The sequence below is a fragment of the Mucilaginibacter sp. genome (assembly GCF_041660805.1).
Classification (GTDB): Bacteria; Bacteroidota; Bacteroidia; order Sphingobacteriales; family Sphingobacteriaceae; genus Mucilaginibacter.
Genome location: NZ_JBAZVP010000003.1, coordinates 43326 through 61118, shown reverse-complemented (window position 1 = coordinate 61118; position 17793 = coordinate 43326). Strand labels below are relative to the sequence as shown.

Here is a 17793-nt window from a genome sequence, read left to right as displayed (position 1 = left end):
AAAAAAGCATCAAGGGTTAATTTGCGAAAGATGTTTTGATATTGAAAAGAAAATGATGAAATACGTTATACCTATATTTTTACTGGCTTCTATTTTCTCTAATACAAAAACTTTAGCTCAAAAAAAACAATATGTCGATTATGTAAACCCTTTGATTGGCACACCAGCTAAAGGCAAAGGAGGTACAATGCCAAGTGTAGGGCCACCTTATGCCATGACTAACTTTACTGCCCAAACCCACGTAAACAAAATGAAGGCTATGCCTTATGTTTATGAGGATTCTACCATTCATGGTTTTATAGCTACGCACCAGCCAACCGTTTGGATGGGTGATTATGGTTATGTATCGGTGATGCCACAAGTGGGTAAACTTGCCGTATTGCCCGAACAACGCAAAATGAAATTTTCTCATAGCGATGAAGTTTCAACAGCTTATTATTATTCCGTAAAAATGAATAATGATCGGGGTGCATCCATAAAAGCAGAGATAGCAGCTACCGAGAGGTGTGGTATTATGAAATTCACTTATCCGGCTTCTGCCGAAAGCCATCTGATCATACATGGCATTAATGTAAATCCGGCGGATGACGATGGACAAAACAGATCCAATAAAAGGGGTAAACTGAAAGGTTACATTTATATAGATAGAGTAAATAACGAAATTAAAGGATACAATCCGGATAGGACGGCTTACAACCTTGGTCCCGAACTCCCCAATTTTAAGGGGTATTTTATTATAAAGTTTAATAAAAAAATCAACGGGTTTGGAACCTGGAATGAAGATACTATATCTAAAAGATCGGTAGAGCAGTATGGTAAAAGAATAGGGGCATACATTAGCTTCGCAACAAAGCAAAACGAAGTTATCAAAGTTAAAATAGCTACATCTTTTATGAGCCTAAACCAGGCTAAAGAAAATTTAAAAAGGGAAATACCGGATTGGGACTTTAACAAAGTTACACAAGCCACCCGTGCCATCTGGCAGAAGAATTTAGAACGGATTAAAGTTGATGGGGTTACCGAAGATCAAAAGGCCATCTTTTATACCGCAATGTACCATACCATGTTGTTTCCCCGCGAATTTTCAGAATATGGTAAGTATTACAGTGCATTTGATGACAAAATACATAATGGGGTTTCTTATAATGACTATTCACTGTGGGACACTTTTAGAGCTTTACATCCATTACTCATATTTACACAGCCCGAACGGGTGAATGATATGATCACATCTATGCTGCAAATGTATAAGGAAGGTGGCTGGTTACCCATGTGGCCCAATCCGGCAGAAACTAATATCATGATAGGCACACATGCCGATGCGGTAATAGCCGATGCTTATGTAAAAGGGTTTAGAGGGTATGATGTCAATCTTGCTTATAAGGCTATGCGGAAAGACGCGATGATCCCGCCTGATAACGATACAGCCAGATGGGGAGGCGACAGAGACGAATGGCAGGGGTTTGAAGGGAGGATAGGTTTAAGTTATTATCATTCTTTGGGATATGTACCTTCGGACAAGGCTGCTGAATCTGTTTCCAGAACCCTGGAATATGCTTTGGATGATTATTGTGTAGCTCAAGTAGCTAAGGGCCTCGGCAAGCACAATGACTATGATAAACTGATTAAATGGTCTGAAAACTATAAAAATCTATACAATCACCAGACGGGCTTTATGGCTCCCCGAAAACGAAATGGGGAATGGGGGGGCGATGAAAGGAAAAGCTTTACCGAGGGTAGCCCCTGGACCTATTTGTTTTGCGTAATGCAGGATATTCCCGGTATGATAAAAATGATGGGAGGAAATGAAAAAGTTGCGGACAAATTAGATCAGAATTTTTCAGGAGGACATTATGCCCATAATAATGAACCCGGACATCATTATGTTTATTTATATGACTATTGTGGGCAGCCCTGGAAAACACAGGAATTGGTGAGGAAACAAACCCAGGAGAACTATTATAACAGGCCACAGGGTATTAATGGCAATGATGATTGTGGGCAAATGTCGGCCTGGTATATTTTTAGTGTAATGGGGTTTTATCCAGTGACCCCAGGATCGGGGATGTATGCTATTGGCGCGCCGCAATTTCCTAAGACCAGTATGACATTTAACACAGGTAACCAATCAAAAACACTGGAAATAATTGCTGATCATATTTCTGAAAAAAATAAATACGTAAAATCAGTTACATTTAATGGAAGGATATTAAAAGACTTCTTTATCAGCCATAGTGAAATAATTAAAGGAGGAAAGCTTGTTTTTTTAATGACAGATAAACCAGCGGGTAGCAGTACTAATTGATAAGGATCACGCAGAAATACAATGGCATTTAAAAAGCATGAAAAATAGAGTTCACTGGATAATTTTAATATTAGTTTTTGTTGCTACCGGGTTAAATTTTCTGGATAGGCAGGTGCTGTCTATCACAATCATAAAAATTCAAAAGGAATTTAACCTGAATGATGTACAATACGGGATGATCAATACCAGCTTTCTCATTAGCTATGCCTTAATGTTTACTATAGGTGGCAGGCTAACTGAATTATATGGCGGTAAAATTGGTTTAGGTTTTTCCGTATTGATATGGTCTGTTGCCAGTGGCTTACATGGCGTAATTGGTAGTTTTTACCAACTATTGTTTTTTAGATTTTTGCTTGGAATTGGTGAAGGGGGATGTTTCCCCGGGGCGGCAAAAACGGTGAGTGAACTATTTGATCAGAAAGACAGAGCGCTGGCTAATGGAATTGCCATCGGGGGATCGGCAATGGGCGCTGTGTTGGCCCCTCCGTTAACCATATTAATCTCAAATCAATTTGGCTGGCGATGGAGTTTTATCATACCGGGCATAATTGGAATTGTTTGGGTGATCACCTGGGTAATGATTCCCTGGAAAAGTAGGAAAGGAGAAATTGAAAGGGTTACTCCTGTTAAAAAAGAAAAAGTATTTTCCTTTATTGAAATATTAAGTAACAAAGCTGCTTTGATTTTTATACTGATTAGATTTTTGCTCGACCCGGTTTTTTATTTCATCATGTTTTGGATTCCCAAATATCTTAATGAAAAAAGAGGTGTTTCCTTTGATGAGATTGGGCACTTGCTATGGATCCCTTTCCTGGCGCTTGGTTTATCTAATATGCTTGGCGGCTGGATATCTGACCGTTTGACCAAAAATGGTGTTTCTGTGAATAAGGCCCGTAAAATAGTTATGGGCATTGCGGCCCTATTAACAGTTTCCGCTATAATGGTACAAAGTGTATCGTCTGTTGCACTCGCTATTACTTTAATGAGTTTGTTGTTGTTTGCTCATGGATTTTGGATCACCAATTATATTACAGCTATATCAGATATGTTTGGTGCACGTGGTACATCCACAGTGATTGGCTTATCAGGAACCGCGGGAGCAATTTCCGGCTTAGTGATCAATCCTTTTATAGGGTGGATCGTTCAGCATTATTCGTATAATCCATTATGGATAATCTGCGGTCTGTTATACCCACTGGCTTTTATAATCCTAACGGTTTTTATTCCTAAAATAAGTCTCATTAAAGAGGTCAACAGATCCCTAACTATTTAAAAACGGTAAAGAATAAAGATCAGAATACTATTGAATCATCAATGTTAGTGCGTTAATCAAATTAGAAATATATTAAACTTGAATTATGAGTGAATTAGATGAGCAATTGCTTACGGAACAGGATAAAAAAAGTCAGGCGCTTCCCGTTATCAAACGTCGTGTTGAAACGGTTCCACGGATAGGTGTATTTGGTGTGGGATATGTTAAATATTGGAGTCAGTTTGAGGGCCTATATGAACAGATGATAGAAAAGCAGGAGATATTCCTCGAAAAGGTAAGCAAGAATAAAGTGGAATTGATTGACTTTGGTATGGTGGACGATGTAAGCGGCGCTTATGAATTATTACCCAAACTGAAAGGTGCTAATCTCGATCTTGTTTTTTGCGATATGCTTACTTATGCTACATCCAGTACGTTCGGTGTGATTATTAAAAGCTTAGATGTTCCTATAGTACTGGTGGCTTTACAGCCAGATAAAGCATTGGACTATAACAATGCATCCACCCATTTGCAATTATATAATGATGATATATGTGCTTTACCTGAATTTGCAGGAGTGGCGGTAAGAATGGGAAAGAAAGTGCCCGACATGATTATTGGCACACTACATGATGATCCTAAATCAGAAGAAGAGATAGCAGAATATTGCAACATTGCAAGGGTATTACACGATCTGAAAACTGCCAGAATAGGACACATAGGCCACCCTATTGAAGCGATGCTGGATATGCATTCAGACGCAACCATGCTTACTGCTCATTTTGGTTTGCACATTGTACAATGTGAGGCCAATGAAATAGTAAGCAAATACACTGAGGCCGCCCCCGAGGCTATAGAAACTGAAAAAAAGCGGATCCTTGATTTCTTCGATACGCCCGATCCCGTATCTGATCCTATTTCTGAAAAATTAAAGGACTCTGATCTGGAAGTAGCTGCCCGGGTTTCCGTAGCGCTGGAAAACTTTGTTGAAGCAAAAAAGTTAGACGGTTTGGCCTATTATTACGAAGGCGAAGATGACAGCGATACCCGCAAGGTGATGACCAACCTGATTGTAGGCAATTCCCTGCTAACAGGCGCCGGCTTCCCGATGTGCGGGGAATCAGATTTAAAATGCTGTATAGCTATGTTTATTATGGATCGCCTGAACATTGGAGGTAGCTTTGCGGAATTTCATCCGGTTGATTTTACGGGAAACTTTATCCTGGTTGGGCATGACGGCCCTCATAATATTACAATTGCACAGGGAAAACCGGTATTAAGAAGTTTAAAGAAATACCATGGTAAGCCGGGTTTTGGCGCAGGTGTAGAGTTTAAGATTAAAGAAGGACCGATCACCATGTTGAGTATTACATCGACCTATGAAGGAAAGTTTAAATTTGTTATTGCCGAAGGGGAATCAGTTGAAGGACCTATACCTCCAACCGGCAACACTAATACCAGGGGCTTTTTTAAACCTGATGTGCGTACCTTTCTTAAAAAATGGGTAAAAGAAGGACCAACACATCATTTTGCGCTGGGTATTGGGCATCACGCAGAAACCATAAAAAAAATTGGTGATTATTTAAATATAGAAGCTGTAATAGTTAAGTAACAGGATGATTAATATTGCTGTTGTATAAGGAGTAATTTCCTGGAAAGAACAGAAAATGATTGATAAATTGAGAAGATCCATTATCCCGGTTCTGCTATGTGGAGCGATTTTTATTTGCCAGCATTTAAACGCTATGGCATTGCAGATAGACACCTTAAAAGGTAAGCCTTTTAATAATATAACCCTGGAGACGACTTTAAAGCCATTTAAAAAAAATGACAAGGCTTATATAAAAAGTGTGGCAAAAGAGATGTTTACCAAATGGTATTCATTGCTAAGGCATACAGATACGGTTTCTGTTATGCTTTGGACCTCGGATGGTTCAGAAATTTTGGATTACAAGGGTAAACCTAACCAGCAGCTGGAATGGGCTAAGTATATGGGAAACCCCAATACTGCACATGCGGTAGGATCAGGACCGAAAGAACTATCACTGCATGAAAGGGCTTATCTGTATATTGAAAACCCACCCAATTTCACCTATGGCGACTTGAAATTTATTGTTAAAACACTAAAAGAAGTAGGGGTTCAGGTAACGGGAAAGATTGTAAGAATCGGTACAACCTTTGATCCTGGCCCGGAGTTTGCGAAATCAGATTTTAAATATAAAAAACATCCCGAAATTTTGGCAGGAAGTGCCATGGGAGGCAAATCTTTTGTAAGCTGTTATGCTGTGTTAAATGCCGATCATGAATCATATGCCGGTTTTCCTAAAGGTATTCCTGCCAATACCCCGTTCGGTACTTTTTTCGGCAGGCAAAGCCAGCATTTTTTGAAGGATATCGGGTTTGATTATTTATGGTTTAGTAATGGACTGGGTTTCGGTATTGAGGGATGGTCATCTACAGGTGCCACATTTGACGGGAAAGAATTTAAGCCAGAAAGATTACCTGATGTTAAAGCAAAAATCCTGAATTTTTGGAAACTTTTCCGCGCAGAATCTCCGGACTTCCAGATACAAACAAGAGGTACTAATTTATCTACAGGCACCGATCTTGCCCGGGATGGTGTGGATCTGAGGGATATTTACAAAGGAGGATTTAATATCCTTCCTCCCTGTAATTCGCCTTGGGCGGCACTTGACGGGGATTTTGGTATGGAGCTGGTGGGTTATATGTCAAGAATCTCTGAACTGCCGGATAACCGGTACGTATTCAGGTATTATGTGCAGGATCCATGGTGGGTAAACAGCCCCTGGTTTGACAGGTATGGCGGCGAACCGCATGATATTTATATGCCAATGGCTGTTAGCCGGATTGACTCAATGGGCCGTGTTTCCCTGCCTACTCATTTAAATTTCCTGACAATAGATAATTCCTACGGGAATATCCCCAAAGAGGTACCCGATGAGGTGATACCCCATGTTTTAAAAGCACGATATGATGCGCCAACCGCTCCCGGTCCATTGGTATGGGTTTATCCCTTTGACGAATACCATGATTGGGCTTTAAAGCAAAAAAATAGACTGCCGGAAGTGTACTTCGGTGATTGGTTCATTAGACAGGCCATCAACAACGGTTTTCCACTTAACACGGTTATATCTACCACGTCATTTAGCCACTTAATAAATAATAAACCTGGTTATTTTAGTCAATCTATATTGGTAACTGTAGTGCCTTCTGCCGGGTCACTATTGGAAGAGCAACTAATCAGTTTTGTAAAAAACGGTGGTAAACTGATGATATACGGTCCCGCAGATCACGCCGGAGAAAAATTTCTGAAATTGCTTAATCTCCAGAATGTAATGCCAATAGACGGAGAATTTCAAATCCAATCCAACCTGATTAGTGACAAGTTAGAACAACCTTACCCGGTGAAAATTCTTCATCAATTGGTGTTTTCTGGCGGAGGCATAAGCACCATCATAAAAGATAGAAAGGAAACATCCACACATGCGCTGGTTAGCTATAAGCAAAATGAAAATACAAGAGATGTTGTTTGGAGCGTAGCGAGCCCCGAGTGGAAAGGTGGCAAAGTGATTTACATCAGAGGAACCAATTCCAGTAGTTTTACAGGTGGCAAGCTACTTACACCCGATGCCCCGGCTATTTGGGCTACCGGCCCTATATACCTGCGCTATGCTATGCAGGAATTGGGCTATAATTACGTTATTGAAAAACAAGATCCAACCATAACCAATCCCGTTTTAACCATTGCCCGTAGCAATAATGCCTATTATTTTTCAGGATATGTTCCGGGTACCACGGTAAAGCAATTGTTCAAATTTCCACAAGGAGCGCCATTGCTTACCGGGTTTGAAACCCGAATAGAGAACGGCTACAGTACCTATAATTTACCAACGGCCTGGCATAAAGAGTGCCGCGTATTTCTGGAGCAAAATCAGGGAATAGTTTCTGTAAAGGAGATATACTCTGAGGACAAAGATATCAGCAGGCGGATAGAGATCAAGGGTTTGAAAAATGCGGTACTCAGGGTGTTTCCTGACGAACATATAAAACCAGATATGTTAAGGGCTTATCTTAATTCGGCTAATCCATGGAAAACCGGCCAACTGGCTTTTGAAGTTGGTGATGCGCGATACGGGAACAACTACGTAATTAAGAACGTAACCGGCACTGTATCCCTTGCCTGGTAACAGAGTATCAAATCACAAAAGAAGACAACAATTATTACGGATGCAATAAATTAAAATTATGAAAAAAATAAGCTTCCTGGTATTATTTATAGCTCAAACCTTGTTTTGCCTTGGGCAAAAGGCCGATTCATCAAATTATCTGAATAACATAAAAGATGAATTGAACAAGGTATGGCCAAACAACAGAACTATCAATTTGGTATTTCACGGTCATTCAGTACCGGCCGGATATAGAGCAAATCACGAAGTAAATATCCTTGAATCATATCCTAACCTTTTATTGAAAAAGTTAAAAGCGCAATACCCTTATGCTGTTATTAATGTGATTGTGACCGCAATAGGAGGAGAAACTTCGGTAAAGGGGCAAGCCCGTTTTGATACCGATGTACTGCCACATAAACCCGATGTGTTATTTATTGATTATGCTTTAAATGATAGAAATATTGGTTTGGAAGCAGCAAAAGCAGCTTGGGAAAAAATGATAAAAGATGCTTTAAAACACCATGTTAAAGTTGTTTTATTAACACCAAGCCCCGATACAAGGGTTAACATGCTGGCAACGGATGATAAAAGCTTACAGGCCCATGCCGAGCAAATTAAAGCATTAGCCGAAAAATATCACGTTGGTTTATCAGACTCTTTCAGCGTATTTCAAAATATGGTAAGAAGTGGCGGGAGCATAACACCATACATGGCCTATGTAAATCACCCTAACCTGGCGGGCCATGAAATTATTACCAATGAAATTTTTAAATGGTTTAATAAGTAATCACTTCCAATCAATACAAATTAATGAAATTCAGATCAATCTATTTTCTCATTTATATACCTGGAATCATATTAATTTTCTCTGCGGCTGCTCTTGGGCAAAAAGCAATACCTGATGCGCCTCAACTTAGAAAAGATAATATACCTGATTAAATATGGATAAACGATTTGCCTTACACGCGGTAAAGTAATTAAGAAACTGAATCAAAAAAAGCATAGGATTATTTATTCTAAAAATCAAATAATTATTTTAAACTTTACCTAATTACAACTGCAGATAATCTATGTTACCCAAATTCATTAGTATAAGTGAAACTATTATCGACCGAATTAAAAAAGGTGAATTGCTTCCGGGTGATAAGGTGCCGTCGGAAAACGAGCTAATAAGTACGTATCAAATTAGTAATACAACAGCAAGAAAATGCCTTTTAGAAATAGAATCTAAAGGGTGGGCCAGAAGAATTAAAGGAAAAGGAACTTATGTGCTTAACCGAACAGCAGAGCACCAGCTATTGAGGACTTTGGGGTCAATTGATTCTACGAGAAAAGGCTTTGATGAAAGTCTTAAAATAGAGGGTTTTACCCCTAAAAATATTATCCTGGAGAAAACCATTTTGTTGGATGGGATATCCTCTGATATAGTTGGTAAACATTTTATTATTGAAGGGCCCGTATTGAAAATTCATCAATTACGTTATGCTGACGATATTTTGATGAAAGATGAAACACGTTATATTTCGCTTAAATTATGTCCTAAAATAGACCGGTTGCCAACCGAAATATCTTATTTTAAAACCTATGAAAGTGATTATGGTATTAAAATAACGGATGTAAAACAAACTTTAAGTGTTGATATTATGGGGCCAGAATCTGCTTTGAATAATTTTGATATTGACAAGCAAACCGCGGTATTTATTTTAGATAGCGCTATTTTATGTGGTAAAGATAAGGTCGTAGAAATTGAAAGATCTTATTATAGAGGGGATAAATATAAGTTTGCTATCATTGCAAATCCAGAATACAACTCGTCTGTTTCAAGCTTTAACCTTGATAAAAACAAAGATTAGATTTATCTAATTCTAAATAAATTTAACGCTCATCGCATCTGGTTAAATTCGATGTCTTTAGCCTGCGCACTCCTTATTTAGTATGCCAATTATTTATTCATGGAAGTAATAGCAAGTAAATTAGCCCCAGCAAATTTACAATGCATTTGCGTATGCAAGTTTATTGACCTTAATAAGAGTTGGCCCCCGATTAATCTTAGAAAATTCTTATTTGAATTCTTAATTAACTTCACCCTTTTTTCAAAAGAAAAAACTCTTAGGTATATCAATTATAAACGATAACCTCCAGATTATAAACTTTATGAAGAAAAACTTATTAAACCGGCAATTGATATTGTCTTTATTTATTTTGTTGGCACTAACAAGTATTTATAATTACGCAGGCGCTTTACCTCAAGTACAAATAATCAAAGCAGATGTTCCCATTAAAGGGAAAGTTATAGACGAGGAGGGAAAAACGCTGCCCGGTGTGAGCATTATCCTTAAAGGTACCACAAAAGGAACAGTAACTGATGTTAATGGCAATTTTACAATAGTTGTTAATGATAAAATTAATTCAACCATTGTAATTACGTATGTCGGATATCAAAGACAGGAAATTAAACTGAATGGTCAGGATAACTTAACTATTCAACTAAAGCTTGCCTCCATAGCACTGAATGAAGTTGTGACAATTGGTTATGGTACAATTAACAGAAGAGACTTAACAGGCGCAGTTTCTTCTGTAAGTGCCAATGATTTAAAAGATATCCCCGTTAGTTCAGCAACTGAAGCCTTAACTGGCAGAATCGCAGGTGTTAAGGTTACCACATCTGAAGGTGCCCCGGGTGCTTCTGCAAATATTGTTATTCGTGGTGGCGGATCAATAACACAAGATAACTCGCCCCTTTATATTATAGATGGTGTACAGGTTGAATCCGGACTTGATGGGTTATCTCCCCAGGATATTGAATCAGTTGATGTTCTAAAAGATGCGGCATCGACAGCTATATACGGTGCCCGTGGGGCAAATGGGGTTATCATTGTAACTACGAAATCAGGCCGCAATATGAAGACCGCGGTGAACTACAATGGCTTTATAGGGATTAGCCAGATCGCTAAAACTTTAAACGTTATGGACCCTTATAATTTCGTAGAATATCAATACGAACGAAGCCGCGGTAATCCGGGAGACGAATTGAGTTTTGCAAACACCTATGGTAAAACATGGGATACGCTTGCCGTTTATAAAAACACTCCTCCTATTAATTGGCAGGAAAAGATGTTTGGTAAAAACGCGGTTCAGCAAACCCATAATTTCAGCATTACGGGAGGCACTAAAACTACGACATTCAATTTGAGCCTGACAAAAAATATTCAGGATGCGATCATGCTAAATTCAAGTTTTGATCGGAATGCCATTAATTTCAAATTTGACCATCAGGCGAATTCCAAATTAAGAACGGGTATAACAGTCAGATATTCTGATCAAGATATTTTGGGGAGTGGAACGAGCGCCGGTGGTGTTACACAAAGTTCGCGGCTGCGGCAAACAATAAGATATAAGCCTTTAAACTTAAGTAAAACTCTCGGAGACGATGATTTTGACCCAGCCTATTATACAGAAACAAATGCGTTGGGAAATGGAGCTTTCTTAATTAATCCGGTTGCGCTAAATAGTGCCGAATACAGAAAGAATTCAACAATGGGGTTTAATTTGGGGGCCTATCTTAATTATAACATCACCCCTTTCCTTTCTTTCAGGTCTACAGGTAGTTTTGCTTACAGCACAGTTGGTGCAGACTCTTTTGATGACATAAATACACCAGCGGCGCTTGGGAGAGGTAACAACCTTCCAATGGTTGGCGTAATTAATACTGATGTTAAAACAACAAATTTTTCTAATGTTCTTACATTCACAAATGCCTCTTTAAAATCATCATTTAATAAAAAAAATTCAGTAACAGTATTAGTTGGCCAGGAGTTATACGGCGTAAATACCCGGCAATCTAATATCCAATTGCGACAGTTTCCAATTGGGATCACGTCAGACAAAGCAATCGGACAGTTAAACCTGGGTACCATATTTCCGGGTTATCCTACTTCGCTACTTGCTGAGAACAAAACAGCTTCATTTTTCACGCGGGCAAATTATGCTTTCAAACAAAAATATTTAGCATCATTTACATTACGCGCTGATGGCTCAACAAAATTTGCAGCGGATAATAGATGGGGGTATTTTCCATCCGGCTCTTTAGGCTGGAGGATATCACAAGAAAAATTCATGGAGAAGATGCCATTTATTTCTGACCTGAAGTTAAGGTTAAGTTATGGAGAATCTGGAAATAACCGGATTGGGGATTTTCTTTATAGCTCTAATTTCGTAACCACCGCTTATCCCTATGGATTAAATGGTGTAATGCAACAAAGTTATTTTGTATCGAAATTGGCAAATCCGGAGCTGAGGTGGGAAACAACCACCTCTAAAAATATAGGATTAGATTTTGGTTTCCTGCAAAACAGATTTTTGTTAACTGTTGATGCCTATCAAAATGATGTGAGAGATTTGCTGATACCGGTACCTATCTCACCAACGTCTGGATATGCAAATCAATTGCAAAATGTAGGAAACACACAAAACAGAGGTATAGAATTTCAGGTGATAGCCAGAATTATCAATAATAAAAGCTTTAAATGGAACACCAACCTGAATATAGCTTTTAACAGGAACAAAATAACAGCTCTTTCATCCAACCTCAACTATTATACTCAAAATTCAGGATGGGGAATATCCGGGCAACTGGCAGACTATATTGTAAAGGTAGGTGCGCCTGTAGGTTCAATGTACGGTTTCATGACTGACGGTTATTACCAGCTTACTGATTTCAACTATGATCCTGCAACTAAAATCTATTCCTTAAAAACAGGTGTTCCTACCAATATCGATGTGGCCGGCGTCCCTCAACCTGGATCTATAAAATTTAAGGATTTAGATGGTGATGGTAAGGTGGATTCAAAAAATGATAGGACCATTATTGGTAATGCAAATCCAAAATTTACTGGCGGGATAAATCAACAATTTGCTTATAAGAATTTTGACTTAAGTGTATTTATGAACTTTGTTTATGGCAATAGTATTCTTAACGCAAATAAAATTGAGTTTACAAATGCATTTGTCCGCAGTAACAATATGTTGGATATGATGACAAATCGCTGGCGGACTATTGACAATAATGGAAACGTTATACAATCAACAACAACCGTGGGTGGCAAGCAGGTTGCAATTGGTGAATCACCAGATGTTTTAGCAGCCGTTAACCAGGGTGCCAATATTTGGCAACCACTGAAAGGTAGTGGTGCTTATACGTTAAGTTCCTGGGCGGTGGAAGATGGATCATTCCTTAGAATCAATAACATCACGTTAGGTTATACTTTTAATGTGAAATTATTATCAAAAATCGGGATTCAAAAATTAAGGTTTTATACTACTTTAAATAATGTTGCCATAATCACTAACTACTCAGGGTTTGACCCCGAAGTAAACGTAGCAAATGGATCACCGGTTACGCCCGGCTTGGATTATTCTGCATACCCAAGAAGTAAATCATACATATTCGGACTAAACCTAACTTTATAAACCAGATTATGAAAGTAACATATATAAATAAGAAAGCTATTGTATTGACTTTGACTATAATATTCGCAACAATAACATCCTGCAAAAAGTATTTAGACATTTCACCAAAATCATCATTTGATACGGCATTTGTATTTGGTAGTGTAACTAATGCTACAAATGCTGTACTTGGAGTTTATGGACATTTGACCGGTGACCAGGGATATGGTTCACGACTTTCCACGTTTTATACCGTGGATACTGACGAATCAATTGGAACTTCTAACACCTCGGCAGGTGGTGGTGATAACGGGCCAAAAGCAATGGCACGTTATAATGCCACTTCTGAAAATTCAATATTAGAACTGCCGTTTAACCAGTTATATAGTGGTATAGAAAGTGCTAATATTTGCATCAAAAATATTCCGGCCATGGCTTTATATACCAACGGTTCGGCCGGCGAGCAGGCTGCATTAAAGCGGCTTTATGGCGAAGCTTTAGCTTTGAGGGCGCAATTTTATTTTGAAATCATAAGGAATTGGGGCGATGTGCCTGCTCAATTCGTTCCATCTTCAGACATAAAAGACCTTAATCTTCCCAAGACAGATAGAGATATCATTTATGAGCATTTGTTAGAAGATCTTAAAACGGCAGAAGATTTAGTGCCCTGGAGAAAAGACCCTGGCGTAGTAACAGATGAAAGGATAAAAAAAGGTGGTATAAAAGCTTTAAGGGCAAAAATAGCCTTGTTTAGAGGCGGATACTCGCTTAGAAAATCTGGTCAAATGGAACGAAAAGCTGATTATTTAACTTATTATAAAATTGCAAGAGACGAGTGTAAAGATATTATAGACTCTAAACAACATGCGTTGAATCCAACTTTTCAGGCTGTTTTTAAAGATAATATAGATGCGCACACCATCGAGCCTAATGGCGAAGTGTTATTTGAGGTAGCACTTGCAGGTGCCCTATCCGCTACTGACGGTAGGCTTGGGGGAATAGATGGCCCCCAAGTTGGTGCTAGCCCTGGTGGGGGAGTTAAAATGCTCCCAACGTATTATTATGCATTTAATCAACTTGATACGCGCATGGCTACCACTGTATGTGATTATTCAGTAACCACCAGCAACTTTAAGCAACCACAGAACCCTGCCGCAGCCATATTGGTATTATTTTCAGGCAAGTTTCGTCGTGATTGGCAAACTAACCCAACTCTTGCGCTAACAGACCCAACTTTATACACAGGTGTCAACTGGCCTATTATTCGTTATTCGGATGTGTTGCTAATGTTTGCTGAAGCTGACAATGAAATTAATGGTAGTCCGAGTGCAGAAGCCATCAATGCATTTGAAACAGTTCGTAAACGAGCGTTTAAGGGGAATGAAACATCTATTGGCATAACTCCTACAGATAAACAAGGATTTTTCAATGCTGTTGTTGATGAGCGTTGGCTTGAATTCGGCGGAGAGGGAGTTAGAAAGTATGATTTAATCAGATGGAATTTATTGGGCCAAAAATTGGCCGAATGTAAAGCTAATCTTAATAAAATGGTAAATAAAGAAGCGCCATACGCCAATTTGCCAACGGCTAGGTATTATAAAAATAGTTCAGTTGATATGATTTGGTTGAATTCAATGTATGCACCAGCGCCCGCTACCGGACCTGCAGGCTATACAAAAGCAACCTGGACCACTGCAATATCACCTGCCTTTATTACTAATATAGCAGATTCATATAAACCCAATCATGGGGAACTATTGCCCCTGCCACAAGCGTTGATAAATTCAAATCCTAATGTTAAAAATGATTATGGATACTAAGTTTTAGCAATAGACAATAGTGAATAAAGTATGAGTTTTGAACTTTAAAATCTCAAGCACCGCAGCCTTTGTTTTCGGCCATAGGTATCATAATTATTGTTTCAAAATAGGATGAAGACTGGATTGGCGAAAAGGCCATCCAGTCTTCTTTTTGGCAGAGTAAATAAATTCTATAAATAACTTGCAAAATCAAACTACATCCTGTATTATTGTTTAATAAACCTCTTAACGCTATAAGCCAATAACACCAAAACAGATTTCTACACAGATCAGTATATTATTATGTCTGATTTTTTTTATAGTTAATTCATCTTAGTGCGTTAAGAAATATAAAATTTATGAAAGATAATTAACCCGTAAACCAATTATAAATATATATTATGAAGACCGAGGATGACCTATTGATTAAATTGATAAAGATAAAAGACAAAGAGGCATATACCATTTTGTTTCAAAATTATTACAGAACCTTAAAAACACAAGCCTTTTTTATTTTGAAAGATAAAATGGAAGCAGAAGACCAGGTTCAAAATCTTTTTATTGAGATTATTGACGGCCGGTTAGGTGTGAATGTAAATACATCTCTGATCGCATATCTTAAAACTTGTATGTACCACAAGTGTTTAATGGTATTAAATAAAGAAAAAAGAATCCGGAAACATATAGATATGTACACCATATCATGCAATTCCGTAATAACCTATGATTATTTCCAAAAGACAGAATCCGAACAGTACATAAATAAACTACTAATGGGTCTGTCTATACAAAGATTAGAAGTTTGTAAGCAGGTTTATTTGGAACAAAAAAAATATAAAGAGGCAGCGGTAGAAATGGGTATTACAGTAAATTCTGTAAAAACACATTTAAGACTTGCTACTAAAACTTTACGAGATCGGTTTGTTGAATCAAAAACAGAGGTAATGAATGTTTTGTATGCATGATTTTTTTTGTGACCAGTTAACTTAGTGCGTTAAGTATTGTTTGTAAAATTAAACTGGAGTAAGTAGCGACATTATTATCTCATGTTGCAAAAATTGAATAATTACCACCCCTTCACCCATTTACGATTTTTATATAATCTAAATAGATATTAAGCAAAACAACTTAGTCTATGTGCCTGAAAATAAATATTTTAATAGTAATAAGGAATGATGTCGTTTAAGCTATAACTTTTAACCAGGTAGATATTTTAACCTAAATATTAATTATTACTAATTATGGAAATATACCGGAAATTTAAAAATGCTTTTTACTGCATAATTGCAATTACACTCTCGCTATTTTTAAACAATGCAAAAGGTCAATCTCTTGTATGTTATCCCGCACCTGATGCTAATTTTGAAAAAAAATCAGATCTATATAAAGTTTCGGTAACATGCGGTGGCATAACAAAAAGTAGTTTTGTTTATATGAGTAAGGCGTCAACCAGCGCGCCGCGATGGGAATGGCAAGGGAATGAAGGCAGATCCTTCCATTTTACTACGTTTTCATGCTCTGGTAAAGCAACTATATCCGTTATTAAATTAAACTCCAAGGCGGTGTCGGCAACAATTCGCCCTGACAGAATAGGACTGGGAACAATTGCTTCTACATCAATTGCAGGGGGAAAACAAGTGAAATTCACTATTGACAGATCAAGGAAAATTTCTGTTGAGTTTAATGATGATCCTAAGAATAGAAATGCATTAATGATTTTTGCCGATACGTTAGAAGATGCAAAAGATGTTCCCCGTCAAAGCTCGGCCAATGTTTATACTGTCAATTCCTCAGATTCATTAGTAGTACCAGTCGGAAAAAACATAGTTTATTTTAGCCCTGGAGTTTATAATATTAAATACTGGAGGGTACCGGGTACCGTTGACCAAATATATATTGCCGGTGGAGCTTATGTAAGGGGGTATATGCTGGCAAATCGTACAAATAAATCACTAAAAATAAACGGCCGTGGCATTATATCTAATGACCAATGGCCGTTTCATTATCCAGAGGTTGGTGATCCGCATATATCTGTATCAGGCGGTTGGTATAAAACTATTGTGATAAATGGTGGGAAAGGGCATTTGATTGAGGGTATTACCATGATTGAGGGCACTGCCTTTAATTTGGTAATCGCCGCTGACAGTAGCGTGGCCAAAAACCTGAAGATACAAGGCTTTAGATATAATAATGATGGTATAACTATAGCAGGCAAGAATGATGTGATTAGTAATTGTTTTATCAATGTTGGGGATGATGGAATTATTGCTAACGGAAGCGGAAACTATAAAATTGAAAACTGTATTTTCTGGCATTTGCGGGGAGGAAGCTGTATTCAATTAGGTTGGCGCCCCCATGCCATTAACGGGAACAATTTAATTGAAAACTGCGATATCATTCATGCAGAATGGGGTATTCCTCAAACGCAAAATTCCGGTTTTCTGAATTATATGGGATCAGTTTCCGGAACACCGGGTTTGAAAATGGAGAATTTTATAATTCAGAACATTTACTTCGATACAGAAGTTTTAAAGATCATTGATATCAGAATGGATAGAGGTGCTACTCGTTCTCCTTTAAATATAAACAATTTTTTATTCAAAAACATCAATGTCAAAGTCCCGGTTAATCACCCAAGCTATTCTGTTTATTTCAGCGGACTTAATGCATCATACAAACTATCGGATATAAAATTTGAAAAGTTCTATATCAATGGCATTTTAATTAATCAAAGCAATTATCAGCAAAATGGATATTTTAAAATAGGCCCCTTTGTTGATCCATTAATTTTTAGGTAAG

General features: G+C 37.9%; 10 protein-coding genes. All 10 read left to right on the top strand.

What is annotated here, in order from left to right:
• Nucleotides 1-52 precede the first annotated feature (52 nt).
• The 10 genes from WC743_RS05670 (at nt 53) to WC743_RS05625 (ending at nt 17792) form a co-directional block, all read left to right on the top strand.
• On the top strand, nt 53-2305 hold the full coding sequence (locus WC743_RS05670) for a GH92 family glycosyl hydrolase (protein WP_373010879.1): 2253 nt from the start codon (nt 53-55) through the stop codon (nt 2303-2305).
• A gap of 37 nt (nt 2306-2342) precedes the next feature.
• On the top strand, nt 2343-3578 hold the full coding sequence (locus tag WC743_RS05665) for an MFS transporter (RefSeq protein ID WP_373010878.1): 1236 nt from the start codon (nt 2343-2345) through the stop codon (nt 3576-3578).
• 85 nt (nt 3579-3663) lie between these two features.
• Entirely contained in the window at nt 3664-5169 is a 1506-nt protein-coding gene (locus WC743_RS05660; RefSeq protein WP_373010877.1) for a hypothetical protein, read from the top strand.
• 133 nt (nt 5170-5302) lie between these two features.
• Nucleotides 5303-7765, top strand: coding sequence for a hypothetical protein (locus tag WC743_RS05655; RefSeq protein ID WP_373010875.1), 2463 nt, complete (start codon nt 5303-5305; stop codon nt 7763-7765).
• A gap of 58 nt (nt 7766-7823) precedes the next feature.
• Nucleotides 7824-8534 carry an SGNH/GDSL hydrolase family protein gene (locus WC743_RS05650; protein WP_373010874.1) on the top strand — a complete coding sequence of 237 codons (711 nt, stop codon included), beginning with the start codon at nt 7824-7826 and terminating at the stop codon, nt 8532-8534.
• Nucleotides 8535-8817: 283 nt separating this feature from the next.
• Entirely contained in the window at nt 8818-9600 is a 783-nt protein-coding gene (locus tag WC743_RS05645; RefSeq protein WP_373010872.1) for a GntR family transcriptional regulator, read from the top strand.
• A gap of 301 nt (nt 9601-9901) precedes the next feature.
• On the top strand, nt 9902-13216 hold the full coding sequence (locus tag WC743_RS05640) for a SusC/RagA family TonB-linked outer membrane protein (protein WP_373010871.1): 3315 nt from the start codon (nt 9902-9904) through the stop codon (nt 13214-13216).
• 8 nt (nt 13217-13224) lie between these two features.
• Entirely contained in the window at nt 13225-15015 is a 1791-nt protein-coding gene (locus tag WC743_RS05635) for a RagB/SusD family nutrient uptake outer membrane protein (protein ID WP_373010870.1), read from the top strand.
• A 380-nt stretch (nt 15016-15395) separates the two neighbouring features.
• The gene (locus WC743_RS05630) at nt 15396-15959 is read left to right on the top strand and encodes an RNA polymerase sigma factor (protein ID WP_373010869.1); all 564 of its coding nucleotides are present in this window, start codon (nt 15396-15398) and stop codon (nt 15957-15959) included.
• Nucleotides 15960-16427: 468 nt separating this feature from the next.
• Nucleotides 16428-17792 (top strand): hypothetical protein, encoded by a 1365-nt coding sequence (locus WC743_RS05625; RefSeq protein WP_373010868.1) that lies wholly within the window; start codon nt 16428-16430, stop codon nt 17790-17792.
• The last annotated feature ends 1 nt before the right edge of the window (nt 17793 follow it).

What these genes read in the sequence shown, in the direction of transcription:
- WC743_RS05670 (WP_373010879.1), top strand. Translation starts at nt 53, where the DNA reads ATGATGAAATACGTTATACCTATATTTTTACTGGCTTCTATTTTCTCT.
- WC743_RS05665 (WP_373010878.1), top strand. Translation starts at nt 2,343, where the DNA reads ATGAAAAATAGAGTTCACTGGATAATTTTAATATTAGTTTTTGTTGCT.
- WC743_RS05660 (WP_373010877.1), top strand. Translation starts at nt 3,664, where the DNA reads ATGAGTGAATTAGATGAGCAATTGCTTACGGAACAGGATAAAAAAAGT.
- WC743_RS05655 (WP_373010875.1), top strand. Translation starts at nt 5,303, where the DNA reads ATGGCATTGCAGATAGACACCTTAAAAGGTAAGCCTTTTAATAATATA.
- WC743_RS05650 (WP_373010874.1), top strand. Translation starts at nt 7,824, where the DNA reads ATGAAAAAAATAAGCTTCCTGGTATTATTTATAGCTCAAACCTTGTTT.
- WC743_RS05645 (WP_373010872.1), top strand. Translation starts at nt 8,818, where the DNA reads ATGTTACCCAAATTCATTAGTATAAGTGAAACTATTATCGACCGAATT.
- WC743_RS05640 (WP_373010871.1), top strand. Translation starts at nt 9,902, where the DNA reads ATGAAGAAAAACTTATTAAACCGGCAATTGATATTGTCTTTATTTATT.
- WC743_RS05635 (WP_373010870.1), top strand. Translation starts at nt 13,225, where the DNA reads ATGAAAGTAACATATATAAATAAGAAAGCTATTGTATTGACTTTGACT.
- WC743_RS05630 (WP_373010869.1), top strand. Translation starts at nt 15,396, where the DNA reads ATGAAGACCGAGGATGACCTATTGATTAAATTGATAAAGATAAAAGAC.
- WC743_RS05625 (WP_373010868.1), top strand. Translation starts at nt 16,428, where the DNA reads ATGAGTAAGGCGTCAACCAGCGCGCCGCGATGGGAATGGCAAGGGAAT.